Below are 21,774 nucleotides of genomic sequence, written 5' to 3' on the forward strand. Positions count from 1 at the left end.
GATTTTATGCTTTTTTAAGAAGTTGTAGATTCATGTAAGAAGACATCTTTATCTCGTAAAGATGTCTTCTTACATTTCTCTCGTAATATCATACTGCAACAATTGCCTTTGATCATAAAATCTCTCAAAAATAATGCACATTATATAGAAGAATAATAGACCGAAGCAAATGTGAATGAGTGTAAATGTAGCTCCGAATGAAGAAAATTCATATACGATAATCGGTAATTTCGCAGTTGTCCAAACGCCTAAGAAAAATACGATGTATCTAATACTTGCGCCTTTTTTTAATAGTAGTGCTGCAATCGGAAAGGCAACATAGAGGGGACCAGCTGCAATTCCGCCTAATAATAAAGAAAATAAGATTCCATATATGCCCGATTTTTCTCCCATGTATTTCATTAGTGTTTCTTTCTTCACCCACTGATCAAGTAACCCTACAAATATTAGGACAGGGGGGAGTAGAAACAACATATCTAAAATGCTATTCCCTGTTAATTGTAATGCGCTCCATCCTAAAGATTGGTTTATAAAAGTTAATAAGAGGAGCCCAAACAGTAATATGAAAAAGAAGCGATATCTTTTTAGTTCATTCATACCATCACCACCCAAATGATATATGAGAATAGGAGTGACATGAGTAATGCAGATGCATTACGAGCGTAAGCAAAGCTTCGTCCGAATATCTTTTGTTCCATCGGCAAGGTTGTAATTCCTACTGACATTAATGTAGACATGAGCGCCGCAACTTGAGGAAGGCCTGCGCCGTGCTGTACTAACGTATTACCAAGTGGGAACACGACAAAGCTTGGAATGAGTGCCACAGAGCCGAGGATCGCAGAATAAACAATACCTAAGAATCCAGACTGTTCTCCAATGATGGAAGAGATGAAGGGCGGTGTTAAGATAGAAAGTGATAGTCCAACGAAAAGCATAATGGAGAGCATGGCAGGGAGGAGGTTTTGGAATATTTTCCATGATTTTAATAGGGCAGCTTTCGTTTTATTCTGATCCTTCATAAAAGAAATCCATGTAAGAATAATGGCCAAAGTGTAAAGGATAGCGCCATTAATCATGATTAGATTCCTTTAAGTCTTTATATTTGTCTAAGAAAAATGATAAGTTTTTCATTTTTTCCTCAATATCCATTTGAAAATCCGCTAATTGTTCTTTGCCGGCTGTAGTTATTTTGTACATCTTTCTCGGTTTATCTGGAACGGATGTACTTACATAAGATTCAATAGCACCTTCGTTTTCTAATTTCTTCAGCGTGCGGTAAAGGATGGCACTATCGATTGGATTGACCGGAAGTTCTTCTTCACATTTCTGAAGTAGCTGTCCGCCATAGTTATCACCTTCTGCTAAAAATAACAAAAGAAATGCACCTGTATGTCTTCCTGTATGTTTCATGAATATACCTCCTAGAATGAATTGGAATGTATACTGTTAATGACAGTATACTGTTGTTAACAGTATATGGTGCATGAAGTGCTATGTCAATTTTAAAATGTGCGATTCAAATGTCACTGAGGAGAAATGGTGATCCCTGTTCTAATCTTATTAAATAACAAAATAAAAGCCTACTGTTTTCTTGTGACAGTGGCTTTCATAGTTGGTAAACTACTATATTACGCTTAGGGAATCTCGCACTTTGATAGTAACACATATATGTTAGTTGCATATTGAGAAATAAAAAAAAGACACTCTCAAGAGTGCCCTTCCTTAGCAGCCTAATCCGCCGCCCCAACAGCTAGCTCCAACGATGATTAACAAAATAAAGAGCACAACAAGTAAGGCGAATCCACCGCCAAAACCACAGCCTCCACCACAACTACCACCATAGCCTCCACCACAACTACCACCATAGCCCATATTAACTCCTCCTTCCATAAAGTCCATATATTAATGGATTTATTTCACTTTATGTTTTTACGGATAAACTTGAGCAGGTCCTTTTGAAAAATAAAAGGGAGTCAATATTTTAAGAGAGTTGACGAACTTATTTTTGTCACGAGTATTAGACTTATTACATATGGTATTTTATTCTGTGCATTGGGGGGAAAGGAGATCGTTATGGCTAATTCTGAGATGATATTACGTTTACTTACGGATTTAAAGATTGAGCAGCAAGCTTTAAGAGAACAGCTGGAGAAAATGCAAACAGCATTGACCATTCTTGAAGAAAAACCAACTATTCTTGAAGAGAAATCAACTACTCTTGAAGAGAAACCAGTTGTTACAAAGCAACGTGGACATTCTGGGTTTCCAACATCTTTTCGTGATTGGAGAGCATCTACTCAAAAGAATTAAGGAATCCTGTTATAGTGAGTTATACAAAATCATAAATAAAAAAGTACAGTCTACTGTAGTTAATACAGAGGCTGTACTTTTTTGTTATGTTAGTATAAGTTGTGATAGGCGGTTTATCTATTTTGTAGAAAAACCACTTTTACATTTTCTTTTGACTATTCAACTTTTAACTCGATCCCTTTATCCAACATATCGCCACTCACTTTTAAAGTTAATCCTTGCGTATTTTTCGGTACATCGAATACAATATTCCCTTCCGAATTTTCATTAGGATTAAGAACACCAAATTTAAATGTAGCGGTATTTGCAGCTTTAAGTACTAATTGAGATTCATTAGAAATGTAATATTCTCTTCCGATTCCGTCAATTAATTTAAAGTTGTTGCTGTTTAGTGTAATGGGTTCTTCTTGACGATTATAAACTACCACGTCTAATACTTTAAATACACCTTGTGCTTTAACTTCTCCATTACCTATAACATCTAATGAATCGACAGAGCCTATTGATATGTATACATCAGAAGAATCTCCATGGGTGGGAAGTTCTTTTTGAGGATCCTTGTTGCTAAGTTCATCATTCTTTGTTTCTTTAGAAGTCTCCTGTTCGTTTTTCGTGTCATTGCTAGATGTATCATGTGAACTGCAAGCTGATAATCCAAATAAAAATGCGCTACATAATAATGATGGTAATAACTTTTTGTTCATAGTTTGTTCCTTCCTTCCAAAATAAAAGCACTTTCATGGGTGCCATAATGATTTAATAAATCTATATTTTTCTTTATATGTATTAAAAACTATGTTTTTACTATATCTTATTATATTGATTTTAAAGAAATAAAGACACCTTAAAGGTGTCTTTATTTTGGTAGATAAGAAGTTAGGTTTCCAATCTAAAATAAAATATTGTATCAGCTCTTTGAGAGTATATCACAATCGATTAATGAATTAGCATGCATTATTGCATATTCGTTTGTTTATAAAAAAAGAAAAGACACCAGAAGGTGCCCTCACTATGACTTGAGGATTTTTATGTATTAATAATGAACAGTTATAATAATGCAATCCCATTGTGCTTTAAAATGATCCCCATAAGAAATAAACCATACCACTAACAAAAAACACTAACCCTAACACAAAAACAATTAAAGCAAGTACTCCATTTTTATTATGTTCCATAAAATTAGCTCCTTTTTATAGGTGTTTATTTTTTTACAAAAAAAGCCTTTAGTCATAATTATGGCTAAAGGCTTCGATCATCATACTTTTTAGTTAATAAAAATTTATCCCGCTATTTACGGGCTGCTCGTAAAAGCCCGATTGGTGAAGGCTGATAATCAGTGGGGGATGAACCCCCCGACTGATTAAAGTTTCATTTTATAATGAGATTTTTCTTATGAATAAAATCTAAATTTGGAACTGAAAATGTACTAGCTTGATAATGAAGCTTGGCTATTAGAATTGAAAAATTTTAGTTTTATTATAATGAATAGAAATGATAGTAGTGTGAATATAAATCCGCTCCAAATAAGCTGATGAATACCTAGGTTTGAAATGAACCAGCCTCCAATAGTTGTTCCTAAAGTAATTCCAAGATTTGAGAACGAAACGAATAGACTATTACCAAATTCAGGTGCTTCTTTTGCTTCGCTTATTAACCATGTTTGACCAACAATTAATCCGCCAGCATGTACGATTCCCCAAATGAATACTATAAAAATCATTGGAACAAGGTAGGAGCCTAAATAATAAACCAATACGTAAACAACAGAATATAAAATAGGGAATGATATTACGGTGTTTATTATGCTTTTTTGCAGGAGACTACCAAATAAATGATTCCCTAAAATCATAACTATACCAAATATGAATAGCATGATACTGATGAGAGATCCATTCATGGAAGTTACTTTTGCAAGGTACTCGGCGAAGTAGCTGTATACGGAAAACATGGCTGCAAAAAGGAATGTGACGGTTAAAATATTTAACCATAATCCTGGTTTGCCGAGTATACGAATTTGTTTTCCGGAAGACATTTTTTCTGTAACAGGCATAGAAGGAAGGAAGAGTAGTATTCCAATGAATGCAAGAGTGTTAACAAATGCTCCGAATAAGAAAGCAATTTCGAGTGAAAATTGGTCTGCAAGGTAAGAGGTTAATGGTACACCTAAAGCAAAGCCAACAGTAATTCCCATAAAAACTTTTGTAACCGCTTGACCGCTCTTTTCTGGAGGGACAAGTTTAGCAGCTGTTACAAGGGCGATTGAAAAGAAGAGTGGATGAAGTGCTGCCGGTAAAATACGAAAAATAAGCATGATTTCAAATTGTGTTGTATAAGCGTAGATTATATTTGAAATAACAAATATAAAAATTGCTGTTAATAAAATTATTTTGCGATTAATACTAGAGACGAGCAGAATTAAAAATGGACCAGAAATAGCAACAACTAGTGCGAATATACTTACTAAAAATCCTGCTTGAGCAGTTGAAATACCAAATTTCTGAGTGATTTGTGGTAATACACCGACAATACCCATCTCGGTAGTAATAATTCCGAACACACCTATTGCGAGTGTCAGAATAAGTAAAGGATTTACTTTTTTCATTTATAAAACTCTCCATTCGTATCAGTATTTTGAAAGTGAATTCATTAGCAAAGAAGCATTATTACAAGCATAATTGGATGTCAATATTATTAGGATTATGTAATTTGAAACACAATAACAGATATCTAAATAACTAGATGTGATATATTAAAAAATTTTCTCCTTTCTATGTTTCTTGCTTTTATAGGTAGTGCAATTTTATAAAAAAGTAATTGGATACCTGTAAAAAAGCAGAATGTGTGAAAGCTACTAATCAATTGATATGCTAATTGATTAGTAGCTTTTACTTTATAATTCGTTTTGGACGTATTCAGAAAACCTTTGTATTGTTTTTTCATTTCGACGATAGTATGTCCATTTTCCAATTCGTTTAGATTCTAGTAAGCCTGCTTTTTTCATAGTTAATAAATAACTAGAAATAACCGATTGGGCTAGGCCAGTTTTAAGCTGGATATCTCCTACACACACTCCAACTTGAAAGTTAAGGTCTTGTTCTAGATAAGGTTTTTCATCGAAATGGTTTTCTGGATTTTTCAACCATGATAAAATTTGACATCTTGTTTCATTTGACAATGCTTTATAAATTAATAAAGGTTCCATAAGGATATTATATCTACTTTTATAGATTTGTAAATGGGTTTTGTTGATTTTAAGGAAAGAAGGTATATGTAGATTCTTTTACATGTGAATGAGATGCTCTAGTAATAGAGCTTTTTTTCTGGATGTGAATTTATAAAAAGTTGCACTGTAATATCGCTTTAGAATACTTTTGTCTAAAGAGTAGGTGATGAATATATGCAGGAAACAAAACAATTCAAAAAGAAAAGACACCCATATTAAGAGAGTGTCTTTTCCGATAGTTTTTTTAGCAGAAGCAAGAAGCTCCAACTATGATTAATAAAATGAATAACACAACTAATAAAGCAAAGCCTCCAGAAAATCCACAGCCGCCACAACTACCACCAAATCCCATAATAGTTCCTCCTTTAGATAAGAGGGGAAAACAAAAGGTCACTCATGTATTTTAACGGATTCAAATTACTTTATGTTTTTACGCATGAATTGAGCAGGTCCTTTTGAAAATAAAGAAAAGACACCTTAAAGTGCCTTCTATCGATTTGAATTATGTATTGTATGTAATTCATATTCGTCAGCATAAAATTCTTTTATTAGTTTTATTTCATATGTATCTGGGTTAAACTTAAATATTTTAATTTGATTAGATTCGTCTTTGTATGCAAATGTATTCTCGCTAATTTGAGTCACATTACTGATGTTTAAGGTAGGATCGCTATCATGATCAGTGATCTCCACAGTTTTCTCACGATCCCAGAATGCACCGACAATGATTAAGCTGATAAGGCATATACGTATGTTACGTAGTTCTCTTGTGACAGAATTATCTATTTAATAGTCTCCTTTGTTGTTTGATAGTTTTTGTGTATAAAAGAGATAATTCCTATGAGAAAATAATGAATAGAATATAAATAAAAAAGACACTTTACAGTGTCTTTTTTATTTGAGTTATGCGCATTGCTTAATAAGACGCTAGTTCCTCAGTCTGACTATGAGTAACTATGTAGGGTGATTTAATTGTAACATTTTAACTAATAATGGGTCTATATGGAATTTGGAAAAGAACTGAAAAATTAGTATGCCGTTGTTTTCCCTTGTAAAAAAATGTTCAATAATTCGTTATTGCAAACGCTTACTAACTGTGTATAATAGAGTTAAGTTAATAATTAAAAGGATTGTTACTGTTCGGCAGGCAAAACCTAAATTGATCTGGAGGCTACGGGTGTAGTGCGGCTTTTGGAATCAGTTTAGGTTTTTTTATTACCTTTTGTGATTTTATAAGAAAAAGAAGGCGGAACAATATGAAGATCCATAAAATCTTAAATAATAATGTTGTTTGTACGACAAAGGAGAATGAAACTGAAGTAGTACTAATGGGCAGAGGTTTAGGCTTTCAGAAAAAAATAGGTGATAGAATCGATGAATCTAAGGTAGAAAAAATCTTTGTTTTAGAAACAAAAGAATTATCGGAGAAACTTGCTAGGTTGTTAACTGAAATTCCTGTGCAGAATTTAGAAATTACGGAGAGAATTATTCAATTCGCTAAAACAGTTTTGCCGGGACCTTTAAGTGATTATATTTACCTTACATTAACGGATCACTTAAGTTTCGCATTGACACGGCATAAAGAAGGAATGGATCTCAAAAATACTTTGCTTTGGGAAATTAAGAGGTTCTATCAGAAAGAGTTCGAAATCGGTCTACAAGCTTTGAACATTATTGAAGAAGAGACTGGGTTTAGACTTTCTGAAGATGAAGCAGGGTCAATCGCGTTGCATTTAGTTAATGCGCAGCAAGGAGAGCCGGCGATGCAGCAAACGGTGGCGATGACGAAAATCGTCCAAGATATTTTAAATGTTGTTAAGTACCACTATAAGATGAACTTAGATGAAAATTCATTTAATTATAGTCGGTTTTTAACACATTTACGATATTTTGCCCAGCGTTTAATGCAGAAGGAATTAAATTCGGCAGATGATGATTTTTTATATGAGCAAGTGAAAAGTAAGTATCATGAAGCGTATTGTTGTACAGAAAAAATAGAAGCATACTTACGAAAAGCACATAATAGTCATCTTTCAAAAGATGAAAAAGTTTATTTAACGTTGCACATTCATCGTGTAACGAAACGCAATGAATTATGTAATTGAATAAACGGGATTGTTACTGTTTGGCAGGCAAAACCTAAATTGACTTTTAATGGAGTGATTCGTATGTATCACGCCGTTATGGTTAGTTTAGGTTTTTTCTTTTATAAAAATGATAAATGGGATGATTGTAAGGAGGGAGAACTACTATGAAGTATGAACAATTGGCAAAAGACATACTGAAACATGTTGGCGGAAGAGAAAATATAAATAGCGTTGTACATTGTATAACGCGTTTACGATTTCAGTTAAAAGATGAGGGAAAAGCAAATACGGAAATACTGAAAAGTATGGAAGATATTGTGACTGTTATGAAAAGCGGTGGACAGTATCAAGTTGTTATTGGTAACCATGTATCTGACGTGTATAAAGCGGTTATTGTTGCCGGAGGATTTCAAGAAACAGAAGAAGAAGCTACGAGTGAGAAGAAAAAGAGTAGTCTTATAGATATTCTTTCTAGCATTTTCACTCCTATTTTAGGAGTATTAGCTGCAACAGGGATGATTAAAGGATTTAATGCACTATTTGTAGCGTTAGGTTGGTTAAGTACTCAGTCAGGGACGTATCAAATATTAAACGCGGTTGGGGATTCGTTATTTTATTTCTTCCCAATCTTCCTAGGATATACAGCAAGTAAGAAGTTTGGAGGATCGCCGTTCATTGGTATGGCAATTGGGGGAGCTTTAGTCTATCCGGCTTTACCCGGTTTAAAAGCAAGCGAGCCATTATTTACGCTATTTGCAGGAACACTGTTTGAATCACCAATTCATATTACGTTTTTAGGAATACCAGTTATTTTAATGAATTATGCATCATCTGTTATTCCAATTATTCTCGCTGCTTATTTTGGAGCGAAAGTAGAAAATTCTTTAAAGAAAGTTATTCCGGATGTTGTGAAAACATTTTTAGTACCATTCTTCACATTACTAATCGTTGTACCAGTCACATTTCTTGTTATTGGCCCAATTGCGACGTGGGCAGGACAATTTTTAGGACAGGCTACACTTTGGATTTACAATTTAAGCCCGTTAGTAGCAGGTGTAGTACTTGGTGCTTTCTGGCAAGTACTCGTTATTTTCGGACTTCATTGGGGAATTGTTCCGATTGGCTTTAATAATTTAGCAGTGCACGGTATCGATCCTATATTAGCGCTCATATTCGCTACTTCATTTGCTCAAATTGGTGCTGTTCTTGGAGTTTGGATGAAAACGAAAGACCAGAAATTAAAAACGCTAAGTATTCCAGCTTTTATTTCAGGTATTTTCGGAGTTACAGAGCCGGCGATTTATGGTATTACACTTCCTCTTAAAAAGCCGTTTATTATGAGTTGTATTGCTGGAGGAATTGGCGGCGGAATACTTGGTGTATTCGGTACACAAGGGTATATGACAGGTGGACTTGGCATATTTGCGCTTCCAACATTTATTAGCCCTAAAGATGGTATTACAGCTGGATTTTGGGGAGCGATTATTGCGATGGTTGTCTCCCTCATACTAGGTTTCATTCTTACTTACTTGTTTGGTTTCAATAAAAAACAACAATCTACAGAAACAGAAGAACCAATTGTTAGAACAGCTGCATCAGAGCAAGGTGAAATAATTTTCAGTCCTTTTAATGGTGAGGTAAAGCCGTTACAAGATATTGATGATGCTGCATTTGCATCAGGTGCTTTAGGAGAAGGCGTTGCGATTGAACCTTCAGAAGGAAAGTTGTTTTCGCCGGTTTCAGGTACAATTTCTGCACTTTTCCCAACGAATCATGCGGTAGGAATTGTAACGGATGCAGGTGCTGAAATTTTAATCCATATTGGGATGGATACTGTGAAACTAGATGGTGAATTTTTCTCTTCTCGTATTGAGCAAGGAGCGATAGTAGAAAAAGGTCAATTACTTATTGAATTTAACATAGCTGAAATTAAAAAGGCGGGTTATATTGTGACAACACCAATTGTTGTGACAAATTATGATAAATATAGTATCACGACAGCTGAAATAGGAAATGTTCAAGCAGGAGAATCTTTAATAAAACTAGGAGTTAAATAGTATTTACATTTCATACGGTTTAAAACGAAGAAGGACATTTTTTAAGTGTTAAAATGTTCTTTCTTCGCTAATTCTTATACAAAGGAGTTTTTATATATGTCTAAAGTTATTTTTCCTAAAGGATTTTTATGGGGTGGCGCAATTGCTGCCAATCAAGTTGAAGGAGCATATTTAGAAGATGGAAAAGGATTAACGACAGTTGACCTATTACCAACTGGTGAAAAACGCTGGGATATTATGAAAGGGAAAATTCATTCTTTTACACCGATAGAAGGAGAGTTTTATCCATCACACGAAGCAATTGATTTTTATCATCGTTATAAAGAGGATATTGCTCTTTTTGCAGAAATGGGCTTTAAAGCGTTACGCGTATCTATTGCTTGGACACGTATTTTCCCAAATGGTGATGATGAACAGCCGAATGAAGCAGGGCTAAAGTTTTATGATGATTTATTTGATGAACTGTTGGAGCATGGCATTGAGCCAGTCGTTACGATGGCGCACTTTGATGTTCCTGTTCATTTAGTAGAAACGTATGGAAGCTGGAGAAGTAGAAAACTTGTAAACTTCTTTGAGACGTATGCAAAAACTATTTTTAATAGATACAAAGATAAAGTGAAATATTGGATGACATTTAATGAAATTAATATGCTTTTACATTTACCTTTCATGGGAGCAGGACTAGCTTTTAAAGAAGGTGAGAACAAAAAACAAATTCAATATCAAGCAGCGCATCATCAACTTGTCGCAAGTGCTTTAGCTGTGAAAGCGTGTCATGAAATTATTCCAGATGCAAAAATCGGTTGTATGCTTGCTGCAGGTGCGACGTATCCGTACACATGTAATCCGGATGACGTTCTTCGTGCGATGGAACAAGACCGTGAATCATTCTTCTTCATTGATGTACAAGCAAGAGGTGCATACCCTGGATACGCAAAACGCTTCTTTACAGATAACAATTTAACAATTGAAATGGAAAAAGAAGACGAGGAAATTTTGAAAGAGCATACAGTTGATTATATCGGTTTTAGCTACTATTCAAGCCGAGCAACAAGTACCGATCCAGAAGTGTTAAAAAGTATAACGAGCGGAAATGTATTTGGTTCTGTTGAAAACCCATATCTTGAAAAATCAGAGTGGGGCTGGACGATTGATCCGAAAGGCTTCCGTATTACAGCGAACCAACTTTACGATCGTTACCAAAAACCTTTATTTGTCGTTGAAAATGGTCTTGGTGCAATTGATCAATTAAATGCTGAAGACGAGGTAAACGACGACTACCGTATTGATTACTTACAAAAACATATGATTGAAATGTCAGAAGCAATCCAAGATGGAGTAGATCTTATCGGATATACAAGCTGGGGCCCAATTGACCTTGTAAGTGCCTCTACTGGAGAAATGAAGAAACGTTACGGATATATATACGTTGATAAAGATAATGAAGGAAAAGGTTCATTAAAAAGATCGAAGAAGAACAGTTTCAATTGGTATAAAGAAGTAATTGAGACGAATGGTGAGAGTCTTGATTCTTAAGTATGAATTAATATAGTAATGATTGTATAAGAAAAGAAGACATCAATGAAGATGTCTTCTTTTACTTGTACAATCCAAATGAGTTAAGAAGGTATATCAGATTGCTTTAAAACTAAGAAGAAAATAACAATTGTCGACTCCTATTTTAGTATAGCATTTAATAATAAGAATTTTTTATGTAAAAATGCATATGTTGTGCTGAAACGTCAATATATCTTAAAAAGGAGCTCTCTTTATCAAGAGAGCTTCTTTTCCTATTTCTTCTTCTTTTCTGTCGGTTGACTTTGTTTAGCAAAATTAGATGAGTCATCGAAATTCGGTTGCTTTTTACCAGCATTATTACTTCTACCTTTTCCCATATGTAATGCACCTCCCCTCACCCTTACTATTCCCAATAAAAAAATCCTCTTGCATCCAAGAGAATCTTTTATTTGGCTCTTATTAATAATGCCCAACTGTTCCCGTGCATCATTGTTTATAGGGGTAGCGTCAGGTTTATGCGGATTTACAACGTTTAGGAATTTTTAACCCATTAAAAAAGTCGATCTTGTTGAAGTGACCCCAATTGTTAGACAGTGTCTAATAATTGGGGTGCATTTCAAAGTAAAGTGAACCCAGTGGAATGCATGTGTGACCTCACGTTTTCTCCTAAAAGAGAGGGATTAATATGGGATATGGCGGTAGTTGCGGTGGAGGCTGTGGTGGCGGATTCGCATTACTTGTTGTGCTCTTTATCTTATTAATAATAGTTGGAGCTAGCTGCAGCGGATTCGGTTGCTAAGGAGAGGCACTCATGAGAGTGTCTTTTCTTTATAGGGTACTACACCGTAAAATGAAGAAATTCATTGTTCTCCATAACGGAAATTTGATTTTTTTACAGTTATTTAAGATAAGAGGTTCTGGTGCAAAAATAGGTCTAGTCTTACTTTCATTCCCAGATACAACTTGTTGAACTGATAAATAGGAGTGATGAAAGGGTAGTTGGTACTACTCCTTAACGTAGAATGGTGAAGGGGAAATTTTTTGTCGTAGAGAATATATACAGAATAGGAATATAAGTATGTACTTTCAGGTGGAGGGAGAAATCTCATGGATAAATTTGTGAATGACAAGTTTTATGAAACGAGAAATAACCTACTAAAGGAGATTACTTTATTAAGTGATGCTCAATTCGATAGTAAGCCAGATATGAATAAATGGAGTATAGCACAAGTTTGTCATCACTTAGTTTTATTAGATGAGGCAGCTATAAAAGTTATTTCATTTGGATTAAAAGAGATTGATAGTACCCAAAAAGAGCGTCAAGAAATTCACTCTATATTGTTAGATAGAACGAAAAAATTTACGGCTCCAGAAATTCTTGAACCAAGCTTGGAACCATTTGAAGTTCAACAAATGATTGATTTGTTAAACGATTCGAGAAAAAAGTTGATGACTTTTCTTAGTACAATAGAAGATGAATCCATGTTAGCGAAAAAATCAGTGAAGCATCCTGCTCTGGGAGAGTTACTTCTTGATCAATGGATAGAACTGATATATTTGCATGAACAGCGTCACATAGAACAAATAAAAGAGATGAAATTACTTTTGAAAATAGTTTAAAATAAGGAAGTATTTTATAAATATATATTTATAAAAATAAGGACAAATCATAGTTACATAAGCAAAAAGACACCATTTATGGTGTCTTTAATAATTAAATCTATAATTTATATAATGCATCGTATAATTTCGATTTGAAAATTCCAGGCTTCATTTTACTAACTGATTTATAATTACTATAGAATAAGCCAATGGAAGAGAAGAAGGGGATGGATATTTATATTGGATAGTATAAACCCCTATATTCTCTGATCAATTTTATTTAATCTTACCAACTACCCACACCAACATCCGCCTGCAACCACTTCACCCAATCCAAATCCTCTACCTTAAGCAGACTGAGCGAAACACCTTTCATATCTAAAGAAGTTAGAAGGGTACCGACCTTGACGAATTTAATCTGTAAGCCTTCCAGCTCACATAAACGGCGAATGTCGTTTGCGAAAATGTATTGTTCCATTAATGGTGTCGCACCGAGTCCATTAATGAGGATCGCAAAGTTGTCACCTTTTCTCCAGCGATAAATGCTTTTAAGTTTGTTCATCAGTTCAATCGCTAATATTTCAGAAGAGGATAGCGCTTCTTTACGGTAACCTTGTTCGCCATGGATGCCGACGCCGTAAAAGACTTCATCGTCGTTTAATGTAAATGAAGCTTTTCCTTTCACTGGATCATTCGCAGGTGAAAGGGCGACTCCTAATGTGTGTAAGTTTTCGGTGACAGAACGGCCAAGTGTTGTTAGTTCTTCTAAAGAATGTCCGTGGGGAGCGGCCGAGCCTAGTATTTTTTGAACGAAAACGGTGCCAGCTACGCCGCGTCTTCTTTTATTAAAAGAAGCATCATCTTCAATTGAAACGTCGTCATTTACGATGACATGGTCAATTTGTCTTCCTTCTTCTTTGGCGATTTGTTCTGCCGCTAAAAAGTTTTCTACGTCATCTTTAAAGTTTTTAATGATGAATAAAATACTTTTATCTTTTGGCATGAGGCGAGTTGCCGCTAATATTTGTTCCACTGTAGGCGGAGCGAAGATACTGCCGTTTACTGCCGCTGTAAGCATTCCTTTTCCTACATAACCAATATCAGCTGGTTCATGTCCGCTACCACCGCCGCTTATAAGGACAACGTTTTGCTTCAGTTTTTCGATATCTTTTACATAAATGATGTTATTCGTTTCGTCGTAATTTACTTTGTCGTTATGTTCAAAATAAAAGCCATGCAGCATATCTTGAACGATATTTTGTACATCATTCATAATCTTTTTCATTGCTTTGGCCACCTTATGATTACTTTGCTGATTGCTCGAGTAAAAGTAGTAATTGATTGTTTATCATATTTTTCATGAGAGAAGACATAATGGATGGATCTACTTCGCACTTGCTTTCAATCCAATCTTTTATCGTTCCAACGAAGCCGTGACTATAAAAAGAGGCAATCGTATTTTTTGTTTCAATCGAAAGAGTTAATTTACAGCTCAAAGATAGCTCATCAATAATCTTCATATATAAGTTTTTCGTATGCTCAAATAAATAGTGATTAAACGAGTTTTGCTCAATGACTTTAAAAGCATTTCGGTAAAATTTTTGATTTTCATAAAAGTAATCAAATAATAAATCGAAAATATTTTCCCATGTTTCATAATCAAGAAAGTCTATAATGTTTTCTTTCGTTTCTTCTCTATAAATCCAGCTTAATAGTTCGAATTTATCTTTAAAATGATAATAAAAAGTTTGCCTACGCATTTGACAGTGTAACATAATATCGCTCACTGATATTTTATGAAACGATTCCGTTGCCATTAAATGTTTCAATGAATTCGCGATTATCTTTTTAGAAATTATAGAAGAGGTCATCTGAATCATCCCTAGAATGTAGTAATATGAAAATCCTATCTATAAATGAGAGCGGTGTCTTTAGACAGATTGTCCATTTTGTCCGTTTACTATAAAACGCTTTCATTTTAACATGAGTAGTAAGAAGAAGATTTCAAATATATCACAATATATTAAAGGAATTGAGGGAGAATCACAATGAAAAAGATTATAAATAAACCAGAAACATTAGTAATGGAAATGTGCAACGGAATGGTTATGGCTCATCCAGAGCTTGAGCTTTTGAAAAAATATAAAGTGATTAAGAAGAAAGAGATGAATGAAAATAAAGTAACGCTAATTAGTGGCGGAGGTAGTGGTCATGAGCCAGCACATGCAGGATTAGTCGGAAAAGGAATGTTAGATGCGGCAGTGTGCGGAGATGTGTTTGCTTCTCCTTCGCAAATCCAGATATATCAAGCAATTAAAGAGACGGCTAGTAAAAAAGGTACATTATTAATTATTAAAAATTACAGCGGCGATATTATGAATTTCAAAAACGGTGCGCATTTAGCGACTGAAGATGGAATTGAAGTAGACTACGTAAAAGTGGACGATGATATTGCGGTAGAAGATAGTCTATATACAGTAGGGCGCCGCGGCGTTGCGGGAGTTATTTTCGTTCATAAAATTGCCGGCGCAGCAGCGGAAGCAGGTATGGATTTAGGAGCGGTGAAAGCTGTCGCAGAAAAAGCAGCGGCTAACGTGCGCACAATCGGTTTAGCGTTAACTTCTTGCACAGTTCCAGCGAGCGGATCACCTACTTTCACACTTGCGGAAGATGAAATGGAATACGGCGTAGGTATTCACGGTGAACCAGGTATTAAACGTGAAAAAACGCTGTCAGCAGATGACTTAGCTAACCGTATGACAAATGATTTAATGAAAGATTTAGGAGTAAAAGATGGCGAGGAAATCGCGCTTCTTGTAAATGGTTTTGGCGGAACACCGCTGCAAGAACTTTACTTATTTAACAATGCAGTGACGAGAGAATTAGCTGCTAGAAACATTAAAATCAATAGAGTATTCGTCGGTAACTATATGACGAGTATCGATATGGCTGGTATGTCTTTAACAGTAATGAAGCTAGATGATGAGCTAAAAACGTTATTATCGAAAGAGTGTAATACACCTGCGTTTAAAGTAGATGGACCAGTTGAGAGTGTAGAGTACGTGAATGTGCTTGAAGATGTAGAAGAGAAGGAAGTTTCCTTTGAAATAGAAACGGCGGAAGAGCATGCTGTTATGAAAGATAATGTCATTACATTAAACAATATGATCTATCTCGTTGATAAAATGAGCGACATTATTATTAAAAATGAAGTACCGTTCTGTGAGTTAGATACACATGCAGGTGACGGAGACTTCGGAATGAGTGTTGCGAAAGGATTTAAGCAATTAAAACGTGAGTGGCATTCTATTGTAGGACAAGAGAATGTAACGATTGGCTCGTTCCTTGACGGTTGTTCGATGATTATTATGGAACATTGCGGCGGTGCATCTGGTCCAATTTGGGGCGGTGCATTCCGTGCAGCTAGTAAAGCGGCAGGCGAAAAACGTGAGTTAACAGCCAAAGAATTTGCTGAAATGTTACAAGCGGCACTTCAAGGTATACAATCTATCGGTGAAAGATCGTTCGGTAGAGGAGCGGTAGTTGGTGATAAAACGCTTGTTGATGCACTTGCTCCATGTGTAGACTCTTGGTTAGACAGCGCTTCAAACGAAGTAGACGTAAAAACTGCCTTTGAAAAAGGAGCAGAAGCAGCGGTTAAAGGCGCAGAGTATACGAAAGAAATCGTCGCTCGCATGGGCCGCGCCGGTACAGTTGGCGAAAGAAGTTTAGGATATCCAGATGCAGGCGCACATGCGCTTGGGGTTATCTTTACGGAGATTGCGGGTAGTTTGAAATAGAAATTAGAAGATCCCCTCTACCTTATGGTGGAGGGGATTTTTCTATAGTTGATTGATATATAATTTTGCTAGATGCTCTCTCCGTAAAGATATGTATGTTTATAAATACTAAGATAATAGTTTTAAAAGAAGCAACGTGAGCTCCTATAAATATGGAATTCACGTTGTTTAATTGTATTTTTGCAAAACTGCCCATTCGACAGAAATTACTTCAAAAGGTGGTATTAATTGTTTTGTGATTCAAAATTATGGTTGGATATCTTGGGAAGTGGGTTTGGGAGGGATCAAGATATTATTTTATAAGGTGTACCTTTGTAGACTATGAAAGTTTTTAAGAAATTACAAAGTAAGAAGAAGGGTTTTTCATTTTCTTTTTCCAATGACAATTATCAAGTTATTAGGAGGAAGTTCAAATGGAATTACTATCTTTAGATTTTTGGGTATTTACACTGGAATTATCGGTGAATTTATCTTCTCCATTGTTAATGTTAAAGGTATTTTTACTGGTATTGGGTACGTCCATTATGGAATGGGGGTGTCCTTACTGTTTTTGCTATAATTAAATGATCGTTTCTTAAAAATATAATTTTACAGTGGTTTCAGAAAATTTTTAGGGGGTCTAGCTGCCATGGCGGAAAATGAAGAGAAGATGCTTGAACAGATATATGCAAAGGTATGTGAAATGGAGAAGAAGGTAGATAAATTAGATGGTAGAATGGATAGCTTAGATAATAAGTTAGATAAGTTAGAAGGTAGTTTTAAAGGATTACAATCCACATTCACCCAAGGCTTTGCTGATGTACATAAAGGATTAAATGAGATAATCGAAATAAATAAGAATCGCAAGGCAGCAAAGGAAATCGTTGAGGGCATCGCTGGGAATGGAAAATAAAAGGAGTTTTTATAAGTTGAGAAAAAACAAATCGAAAAGTTATGTGAAAGTGTTTATTCTTTATTTCATTATATTGATCCTATATGCTGTATTGTTTGAGTCTGGTAAAGAGTATATGGAGGTAAGAATGGATAATGTTCTTTTACCTCAATTGTATTTGGCTGTAGGGCGTACGCTGTTGGGATTGTCGATATGGCTTCTTCCGGATAAGTTAGGTATTAAGATTCATTTTATTTGTAAAATTCTTATATATGTCATTACGATGATACCCGTGTTTATCTTTTTAGATGTGTTGGGTTTGTTGGAGTAGTAGAGTTTGATACTTCCACCCCTACTAGAAAAATTGTCTCCGCGTGAACGTGAAGAACTTGAAAAATTTAAAAAAGAAGCAAGTATCTCTAAACTAGAGGAAAGTAAACAATAAAGAAAAGAGGTTGCCTAAAAGTAACTATTCAGCGACTTTTGGGACAACCTCTTCTTTTTGTTGTCGATTTTCAAGAAAATTTAGAATAAAATAAAAATATAGTCACCTACCTATTATTCACTAATGAAAAGAAAAGGGGATAGCGAAATGCACTTGAAGTATGGGAAGCACATTAATATATTATCTATTATTCTAACTTTGTTCTCTTTTTTCGCAATTGTAAGTTTCTCTACCTGGTTGAGTGAATATTCAATTCCCAACATTTCTAAAATGCTTAAGGTAACAATGTTGAGTGCATTTATTCTTGGAATTATAGGGTTTAGACAAGAGAAAAGCGCACTAGCGATTATAATTATGGGAATATGTGCCTTTGCTCTAGTCGTTCTATATATTTATGCGGTTATAAGTTTTCTTGAGCATTGAACACCATGAAAAAGAAACGAACATTTTTGTTCGTTTCTTTTTTTGGGATGATTATTATAAAATAGCCTCTTCTAATGATTGAGTGCTGAATCCAAGAATTGATTTTTGAGTGTTATTTTCATGATCTTTTACAATGATATATGGAACGCCCTGTACGTTAAAGGATTCAAACTCTTCTTTTCCTTCTGGGGTATTAGGGGTACCACCCCATGCCCATCAACTTAAGAAGGAAAATAAAGTGAACTTTCGTTCATATGAACGAAAAAAACTTAAAATATTTTGTGTCCTTAAAAATGAACATACCAAATAAACCTAGATAGGTATCATTTTTAAAAATTATGCTGCTTTCTTTTGTTTTCCAAGCCTACTATACTCATAGACAACACCTATAATATCAAAGACTGTCTTTTTCTCATATCTATGAGATTTCCGTCCATTCTTCTCTAGGAGGTGGAATAGGCGGATTAGAATCTTTGTCATTTCTATGGTGCTTTGTCGTATAGCTTGATACAACAGGTGTAAATGATCTTGAATCATTCCAATCGCTTTATATTCGTTTAATTCTCTTTTCTTCTTTTTTAAAAGAAGTTGACGCATTTTAAACATAGTAGAGGAGCACAGGAAGATAGCGATTAGCTTTCCATATAATTGGCACTCTAATCGTTCCTGTTTTACATGACGATAATGGTCTATTTTGAAAAGTGATTTCCACGTTTTAAAGATAATCTCTATTTGCCAACGTAAAGTATATAATTCATGTACCTGTTCCATCGGAACCCATTCCCAAGGTATATTCGTCACGTACACGTTTAATCCAGCTACCAATTTACTTTTCTCTGAGTACGTTCTATTTTTAGATTTTTCTTTTTCCGCAATCTTCGCTTGTCTTTTTTGAAGTTGCTCTTCTGTTAATCGATTAAAAATAACACGTGCAAATAGTTGTTGTTTATCACCTATATAAGCATGTTTTAATTCAAATGTTTCTCCAGGCTGTAGTTGTTTCAAAATCTGTTTCACATCGACTTGTATGTATTCCGATTGTTTCTTAATGGCACCATTTTTAAAGTATTCTGGAGCTGGATTCTTCACATATACATTCGTATTTAATTTTAAACGAGAAATATAGTATGTACCTCGTTGATCCATTTGATCTAAGTCTTCCAATGAAAAATAACCCAAATCACGAATACATAAATCTCCTGGTCCAACTTGAAAGTTAAGAAATTTCCCACTGTGCAGATCATATTCTAATTGAATTTTGATTCCGGCTGTTTGAGCACAGCCTCCAGAGCCTGGATATACATCCTCTAAAGCACTTGGCGCCTGAAATACGGTAGCATCTAGGATACGGATTCGTTGAAAATAAGAGAAGAGATGGTTAGAGATTTGTGTTTGTTCACATACTTTTTGTTGTAATAGTAAAGAAAAAATATGTTTTAAAAACAAAACTGCTTTAGCGTTTAAACGTTTATTTAAGCCCTCAGGGCTGAGTAAAGTACCAGTGGCTGCATGAAGCCTACTACATAATCGTACTAAAGGATCACTTGCTACTCGTTGACTGATCCAAATACAAATCGTAGCTAAGTCTGAGCCAGAAAACTTACGTTTTCGCTTTATAAATCCGATTTCTCTTGCGAGTTCGTCTAAAAATACAGGTGTAATATATCGTTGTAATTCTTCCACAAATGGTTGTAGTTCATCTTGTATCGAGAGATTCATAAGAAAATGTCATCCTTTCTAATCTAGCTTCTTTAGAAAGAATAACGTTTTTGAGGCTTTTGAATAAAGTTTGTTAATGTATAATAAAAATTGATCGTTTGTAATAAGGTTTGGTTAAAATCCTATAATAAAAATTCGGAATTTTCACTCGGTTAAACTGACGGATGAAGGATAGTTAAAAGAGAATACATGAGAGGGTGTTTTATATGTTTTTTGTTCAAATGTCAGGTTTCCCTGGCTCTGGTAAGTCAACACTTGCTCGAAAAATCGCTAAGAGAACAGGAGCAGTTATTATTGACCACGATATTGTAAAAACCGCTTTATTACTTTCCATTGAGGAAGCTCCAATTGATGTAAAGCTTGCTGGTAAGATTTCATACAATATTGATTGGTCTTTAATTGAATTTCACTTATCAGAGGGACAGGCTGTAATATTTGATAGTCCTTGCTTGTATGAAGAAATGGTTGAAAAAGGAACAGATTTATCAAAAAAATATAATGTTAAATATAAATATATTGAATGTTACCTAGATGATAGTAATGAAATAAATTTCAGATTAAAAAACCGTGATAGAATGCTAAGCCAAATTAAAGAGATACAGTCTGAAGAATCTTTTAAATATACTATCAAGAATAGTAAAAAACCTCCTGAATATAAGTGTTTAGTTGTAGATACTAAACAGCCTTTAGAAAGTTACATTCGAGCAGTTATGAATTACATACATGAATAACATTCTCTTTACCCAGGTAAAGGGTGCTAATGCTCAATAACATATACTCCAAAATATTCATGTTTTTCAAAATTCAAATTCATTAATTTACCAATGGTTGTTAGCACATGATTGATAAAACTTTATTTTAAAGAAACAGATTTTTGGTACTTGGGGGTATTAAAATCTCTTAAGTTGATGGACATGGGTTCGTGTCACCAAAATTATAAAATTATACCTCACGTCACAAATTAGACGCATTTCAATTGATTTCTTGTACTCTTTGGTATGTTAAAAATTCCTAATCCGTATAACGGCTGTAATTTAAATATATTTATTATCAACTATAGTTTGTTGAATACACGAGATTTTTTTGGAATTATGAAATTAGTGGATAGTAGAAAGAAAGCAGAAATACACAAGGTGGTTTTAACTGAAAAAATGATGATAGCTATAAAAGATAAGTCATATTTAAATAAAGAAGTTTACTTGATCAATTTTAAATCTAAAAAGAGTTACATTAGTAGGACAACATGTTTATATTGTTTCTACGGACTCGCACTATCTTTACCTACCTTTGAAATTCCATCGCTTAATCACGGGTTTTCGTACTATGAAGTACAAACAGATGGACAGATTAGGCAACTTGTGAAAGTAAATTCTAAAATTTGGGATTATAATCCTTCCCTAGAAAAAGAACTCTTTAAACAAAGAAAAGATTACATAATAGAAATTAAACCTTTCGTATTACAAGTAGATCCATTGCAGTTTCAAGAGGAGATTAAATATTTACATTCTCATATGAAATCCGGCACGATACTTCCACATGTAAAAGGAATTTACTTTAAAAGTAATGTAGAGCCATTAACTTTTCATGCAGATCATGAATTTAAACAAAAAGTAGTGCAAATGGCAGCGGATGCTGGTATGGGACAGGAAGAATTCTTATTGCAAGCTGTAAAATCTTATATAACAGATTTAAAAAAACTTAGCGTGGTTTTTGCATGAA

At 34.5% G+C, this 21,774-nt stretch carries 22 protein-coding genes and 2 pseudogenes; 12 read left to right on the forward strand and 12 right to left on the reverse strand.

Annotated features, from left to right (window positions below):
• Positions 1 to 69: 69 nt before the first annotated feature.
• The 4 genes from FT637_RS17825 to FT637_RS17840 form a co-directional block, all read right to left on the reverse strand.
• Positions 70 to 597, reverse strand: coding sequence for a permease (locus FT637_RS17825; protein WP_193647431.1), 528 nt, complete (start codon positions 595 to 597; stop codon positions 70 to 72).
• Complete coding sequence (locus tag FT637_RS17830) at positions 594 to 1,076, reverse strand: hypothetical protein (protein ID WP_193647432.1); 483 nt, start codon at positions 1,074 to 1,076, stop codon at positions 594 to 596. The genes FT637_RS17825 and FT637_RS17830 overlap by 4 nt, the downstream gene beginning before the upstream one ends.
• A complete protein-coding gene (locus FT637_RS17835; protein ID WP_002159060.1) occupies positions 1,069 to 1,410 on the reverse strand; it encodes a PadR family transcriptional regulator in 342 nt (113 codons plus the stop codon). Before FT637_RS17835 ends, FT637_RS17830 begins: the two co-directional genes overlap by 8 nt.
• A gap of 312 nt (positions 1,411 to 1,722) precedes the next feature.
• Positions 1,723 to 1,872, reverse strand: a complete 150-nt coding sequence (locus tag FT637_RS17840; protein WP_002150194.1) for a YjcZ family sporulation protein — start codon at positions 1,870 to 1,872, stop codon at positions 1,723 to 1,725.
• 201 nt (positions 1,873 to 2,073) lie between these two features.
• Between FT637_RS17840 and FT637_RS17845 the strand changes: the two genes are divergently transcribed.
• On the forward strand, positions 2,074 to 2,310 hold the full coding sequence (locus tag FT637_RS17845) for a preprotein translocase (protein WP_193647433.1): 237 nt from the start codon (positions 2,074 to 2,076) through the stop codon (positions 2,308 to 2,310).
• Positions 2,311 to 2,465: 155 nt separating this feature from the next.
• On the opposite strand, the gene FT637_RS17850 is transcribed toward FT637_RS17845, so the two are convergent.
• Positions 2,466 to 3,014 (reverse strand): DUF4352 domain-containing protein, encoded by a 549-nt coding sequence (locus FT637_RS17850; protein WP_193647434.1) that lies wholly within the window; start codon positions 3,012 to 3,014, stop codon positions 2,466 to 2,468.
• Between the two features lie 722 nt (positions 3,015 to 3,736).
• Positions 3,737 to 4,912, reverse strand: a complete 1,176-nt coding sequence (locus FT637_RS17855) for an MFS transporter (protein WP_193647435.1) — start codon at positions 4,910 to 4,912, stop codon at positions 3,737 to 3,739.
• Here FT637_RS17855 and FT637_RS30635 point away from each other — a divergent pair.
• Positions 4,884 to 4,976: pseudogene (locus FT637_RS30635) on the forward strand (hypothetical protein); the annotation flags it as partial. The gene FT637_RS17855 and the pseudogene FT637_RS30635 overlap by 29 nt on opposite strands.
• 224 nt (positions 4,977 to 5,200) lie before the next feature.
• Here the strand turns inward: FT637_RS30635 and FT637_RS17860 are convergent.
• From FT637_RS17860 to FT637_RS17870, 3 genes are all read right to left on the reverse strand, one after another.
• The gene (locus tag FT637_RS17860) at positions 5,201 to 5,512 is read right to left on the reverse strand and encodes an ArsR/SmtB family transcription factor (RefSeq protein ID WP_193647436.1); all 312 of its coding nucleotides are present in this window, start codon (positions 5,510 to 5,512) and stop codon (positions 5,201 to 5,203) included.
• A 265-nt stretch (positions 5,513 to 5,777) separates the two neighbouring features.
• Positions 5,778 to 5,885, reverse strand: a complete 108-nt coding sequence (locus FT637_RS17865; RefSeq protein ID WP_000505673.1) for a YjcZ family sporulation protein — start codon at positions 5,883 to 5,885, stop codon at positions 5,778 to 5,780.
• A 137-nt stretch (positions 5,886 to 6,022) separates the two neighbouring features.
• The gene (locus FT637_RS17870; protein WP_193647464.1) at positions 6,023 to 6,319 is read right to left on the reverse strand and encodes a YmzC family protein; all 297 of its coding nucleotides are present in this window, start codon (positions 6,317 to 6,319) and stop codon (positions 6,023 to 6,025) included.
• Between the two features lie 470 nt (positions 6,320 to 6,789).
• Here FT637_RS17870 and licT point away from each other — a divergent pair, with 470 nt between their 5' ends.
• The 5 genes from licT to FT637_RS17895 all read left to right on the forward strand — a co-directional run bounded on the left by licT (position 6,790) and on the right by FT637_RS17895 (position 12,815).
• Positions 6,790 to 7,638, forward strand: coding sequence for a BglG family transcription antiterminator LicT (gene licT / locus FT637_RS17875; protein ID WP_193647437.1), 849 nt, complete (start codon positions 6,790 to 6,792; stop codon positions 7,636 to 7,638).
• 146 nt (positions 7,639 to 7,784) lie between these two features.
• On the forward strand, positions 7,785 to 9,677 hold the full coding sequence (locus FT637_RS17880) for a beta-glucoside-specific PTS transporter subunit IIABC (RefSeq protein WP_193647438.1): 1,893 nt from the start codon (positions 7,785 to 7,787) through the stop codon (positions 9,675 to 9,677).
• 96 nt (positions 9,678 to 9,773) lie between these two features.
• On the forward strand, positions 9,774 to 11,213 hold the full coding sequence (locus FT637_RS17885; protein WP_193647439.1) for a 6-phospho-beta-glucosidase: 1,440 nt from the start codon (positions 9,774 to 9,776) through the stop codon (positions 11,211 to 11,213).
• A 667-nt stretch (positions 11,214 to 11,880) separates the two neighbouring features.
• The gene (locus FT637_RS17890) at positions 11,881 to 11,994 is read left to right on the forward strand and encodes a YjcZ family sporulation protein (RefSeq protein ID WP_193647440.1); all 114 of its coding nucleotides are present in this window, start codon (positions 11,881 to 11,883) and stop codon (positions 11,992 to 11,994) included.
• Between the two features lie 308 nt (positions 11,995 to 12,302).
• Positions 12,303 to 12,815 (forward strand): DinB family protein, encoded by a 513-nt coding sequence (locus FT637_RS17895; protein WP_193647441.1) that lies wholly within the window; start codon positions 12,303 to 12,305, stop codon positions 12,813 to 12,815.
• A gap of 268 nt (positions 12,816 to 13,083) precedes the next feature.
• Here the strand turns inward: FT637_RS17895 and dhaQ are convergent, their stop codons facing one another.
• Both dhaQ and dhaS read right to left on the reverse strand, forming a co-directional pair.
• On the reverse strand, positions 13,084 to 14,082 hold the full coding sequence (gene dhaQ / locus FT637_RS17900; RefSeq protein WP_193647442.1) for a DhaKLM operon coactivator DhaQ: 999 nt from the start codon (positions 14,080 to 14,082) through the stop codon (positions 13,084 to 13,086).
• A gap of 19 nt (positions 14,083 to 14,101) precedes the next feature.
• On the reverse strand, positions 14,102 to 14,668 hold the full coding sequence (dhaS, locus tag FT637_RS17905) for a dihydroxyacetone kinase transcriptional activator DhaS (RefSeq protein WP_193647443.1): 567 nt from the start codon (positions 14,666 to 14,668) through the stop codon (positions 14,102 to 14,104).
• A gap of 177 nt (positions 14,669 to 14,845) precedes the next feature.
• Here dhaS and dhaK point away from each other — a divergent pair, with 177 nt between their 5' ends.
• The 3 genes from dhaK to FT637_RS17920 all read left to right on the forward strand — a co-directional run bounded on the left by dhaK (position 14,846) and on the right by FT637_RS17920 (position 18,336).
• On the forward strand, positions 14,846 to 16,597 hold the full coding sequence (dhaK, locus tag FT637_RS17910) for a dihydroxyacetone kinase subunit DhaK (protein WP_193647444.1): 1,752 nt from the start codon (positions 14,846 to 14,848) through the stop codon (positions 16,595 to 16,597).
• A 628-nt stretch (positions 16,598 to 17,225) separates the two neighbouring features.
• Entirely contained in the window at positions 17,226 to 17,489 is a 264-nt protein-coding gene (locus FT637_RS17915) for a chromosome segregation protein SMC (protein ID WP_193647445.1), read from the forward strand.
• 571 nt (positions 17,490 to 18,060) lie between these two features.
• Positions 18,061 to 18,336, forward strand: coding sequence for a hypothetical protein (locus tag FT637_RS17920; RefSeq protein WP_193647446.1), 276 nt, complete (start codon positions 18,061 to 18,063; stop codon positions 18,334 to 18,336).
• A gap of 336 nt (positions 18,337 to 18,672) precedes the next feature.
• Here FT637_RS17920 and FT637_RS17925 read toward each other — a convergent pair whose 3' ends face one another.
• Complete coding sequence (locus FT637_RS17925) at positions 18,673 to 20,055, reverse strand: IS4 family transposase (RefSeq protein ID WP_193647447.1); 1,383 nt, start codon at positions 20,053 to 20,055, stop codon at positions 18,673 to 18,675.
• A 206-nt stretch (positions 20,056 to 20,261) separates the two neighbouring features.
• On the opposite strand from FT637_RS17925, the gene FT637_RS17930 reads away from it, so the two are divergent.
• Complete coding sequence (locus tag FT637_RS17930) at positions 20,262 to 20,786, forward strand: AAA family ATPase (protein ID WP_193647448.1); 525 nt, start codon at positions 20,262 to 20,264, stop codon at positions 20,784 to 20,786.
• A 705-nt stretch (positions 20,787 to 21,491) separates the two neighbouring features.
• A pseudogene (locus FT637_RS17940) lies at positions 21,492 to 21,773 on the forward strand (excisionase); the annotation flags it as partial.
• Between the last annotated feature and the right edge of the window lies 1 nt (position 21,774).

Source organism: Bacillus cereus, from assembly GCF_015071065.1.
Lineage (GTDB): Bacteria > Bacillota > Bacilli > Bacillales > Bacillaceae_G > Bacillus_A > Bacillus_A cereus_BA.

Coding starts and splice junctions, on each gene's coding strand:
- FT637_RS17825 (WP_193647431.1), bottom strand. CDS start 597: ATGAATGAACTAAAAAGATATCGCTTCTTTTTCATATTACTGTTTGGG.
- FT637_RS17830 (WP_193647432.1), bottom strand. CDS start 1,076: ATGATTAATGGCGCTATCCTTTACACTTTGGCCATTATTCTTACATGG.
- FT637_RS17835 (WP_002159060.1), bottom strand. CDS start 1,410: ATGAAACATACAGGAAGACATACAGGTGCATTTCTTTTGTTATTTTTA.
- FT637_RS17840 (WP_002150194.1), bottom strand. CDS start 1,872: ATGGGCTATGGTGGTAGTTGTGGTGGAGGCTATGGTGGTAGTTGTGGT.
- FT637_RS17845 (WP_193647433.1), top strand. CDS start 2,074: ATGGCTAATTCTGAGATGATATTACGTTTACTTACGGATTTAAAGATT.
- FT637_RS17850 (WP_193647434.1), bottom strand. CDS start 3,014: ATGAACAAAAAGTTATTACCATCATTATTATGTAGCGCATTTTTATTT.
- FT637_RS17855 (WP_193647435.1), bottom strand. CDS start 4,912: ATGAAAAAAGTAAATCCTTTACTTATTCTGACACTCGCAATAGGTGTG.
- FT637_RS17860 (WP_193647436.1), bottom strand. CDS start 5,512: ATGGAACCTTTATTAATTTATAAAGCATTGTCAAATGAAACAAGATGT.
- FT637_RS17865 (WP_000505673.1), bottom strand. CDS start 5,885: ATGGGATTTGGTGGTAGTTGTGGCGGCTGTGGATTTTCTGGAGGCTTT.
- licT (WP_193647437.1), top strand. CDS start 6,790: ATGAAGATCCATAAAATCTTAAATAATAATGTTGTTTGTACGACAAAG.
- FT637_RS17880 (WP_193647438.1), top strand. CDS start 7,785: ATGAAGTATGAACAATTGGCAAAAGACATACTGAAACATGTTGGCGGA.
- FT637_RS17885 (WP_193647439.1), top strand. CDS start 9,774: ATGTCTAAAGTTATTTTTCCTAAAGGATTTTTATGGGGTGGCGCAATT.
- FT637_RS17890 (WP_193647440.1), top strand. CDS start 11,881: ATGGGATATGGCGGTAGTTGCGGTGGAGGCTGTGGTGGCGGATTCGCA.
- FT637_RS17895 (WP_193647441.1), top strand. CDS start 12,303: ATGGATAAATTTGTGAATGACAAGTTTTATGAAACGAGAAATAACCTA.
- dhaQ (WP_193647442.1), bottom strand. CDS start 14,082: ATGAAAAAGATTATGAATGATGTACAAAATATCGTTCAAGATATGCTG.
- dhaS (WP_193647443.1), bottom strand. CDS start 14,668: ATGACCTCTTCTATAATTTCTAAAAAGATAATCGCGAATTCATTGAAA.
- dhaK (WP_193647444.1), top strand. CDS start 14,846: ATGAAAAAGATTATAAATAAACCAGAAACATTAGTAATGGAAATGTGC.
- FT637_RS17915 (WP_193647445.1), top strand. CDS start 17,226: ATGGCGGAAAATGAAGAGAAGATGCTTGAACAGATATATGCAAAGGTA.
- FT637_RS17920 (WP_193647446.1), top strand. CDS start 18,061: ATGCACTTGAAGTATGGGAAGCACATTAATATATTATCTATTATTCTA.
- FT637_RS17925 (WP_193647447.1), bottom strand. CDS start 20,055: ATGAATCTCTCGATACAAGATGAACTACAACCATTTGTGGAAGAATTA.
- FT637_RS17930 (WP_193647448.1), top strand. CDS start 20,262: ATGTTTTTTGTTCAAATGTCAGGTTTCCCTGGCTCTGGTAAGTCAACA.